Here is a 954-nt window from a genome sequence, read left to right as displayed (position 1 = left end):
TAAGAATAATGAGCCTAAGCCAGCAAATAAAGATCCGAATAACGTCGCATTATTTGAATTTGATTGATCACCAGTTTCTGGTAATGCTTTATCATCTGAATAATCTTTGTCAGTATCTGCGTCGGAATCGCTATCTGAATCGGAGTCACTGTCGGAATCAGAATCACTGTCGGAATCAGAATCGCTGTCGGAGTCTGAGTCCGCATCACTGTCTGCGTCGGAATCTGAGTCGCTATCTGCGTCTGAGTCTGAGTCCGCGTCGCTATCCGCATCGGAATCTGAATCTGCGTCGCTATCTGCATCGGAGTCTGCATCAGCATCACTGTCTGCATCAGAATCGGAGTCTGCGTCACTATCTGCGTCGGAATCTGAGTCCGCATCGCTATCTGCATCTGAATCGGAATCCGCGTCGCTATCTGCATCAGAATCTGAGTCTGCATCGCTATCTGCGTCACTGTCTGCGTCTGAATCTGAGTCCGCATCACTGTCTGCATCTGAATCGGCATCTGCGTCGCTATCTGCATCTGAGTCTGAGTCCGCATCGCTGTCTGCATCTGAATCGGCATCTGCATCGGAATCGGAATCGGAATCTGAGTCTGCATCGGAGTCTGAGTCTGCATCGCTATCCGCATCTGAGTCGGAGTCCGCATCGCTGTCTGCGTCGGCATCTGAGTCCGCATCGCTATCTGCATCTGAGTCTGAGTCTGCATCGCTATCCGCGTCGGAGTCTGAGTCTGCATCGCTATCTGCATCGGAGTCTGAGTCTGCATCGCTATCCGCGTCGGAGTCTGAGTCTGCATCGCTGTCCGCATCTGAGTCGGAGTCCGCATCACTGTCTGCATCGGAGTCTGAGTCTGCATCGCTATCCGCATCTGAGTCTGAGTCCGCATCGCTATCTGCGTCGGAATCTGAATCCGCATCACTATCTGCATCTGAGTCTGAGTCCGCATCGCT

1 protein-coding gene is annotated in these 954 nt (G+C 52.0%); it reads right to left on the bottom strand.

Going from position 1 to position 954, the window contains the following annotated elements; genetic code table 11:
* The coding region (locus HMPREF3125_RS12885; RefSeq protein ID WP_256278066.1) for an LPXTG cell wall anchor domain-containing protein at positions 1-954 on the bottom strand (954 nt) is incomplete at both ends.

This window comes from Staphylococcus sp. HMSC13A10 (assembly GCF_001808005.1).
In the GTDB taxonomy this organism is placed as follows: domain Bacteria; phylum Bacillota; class Bacilli; order Staphylococcales; family Staphylococcaceae; genus Staphylococcus; species Staphylococcus pasteuri.
The sequence above is the reverse complement of the archived record's forward strand: the minus strand, read 5'-3'. Positions and strand labels throughout refer to the sequence as shown.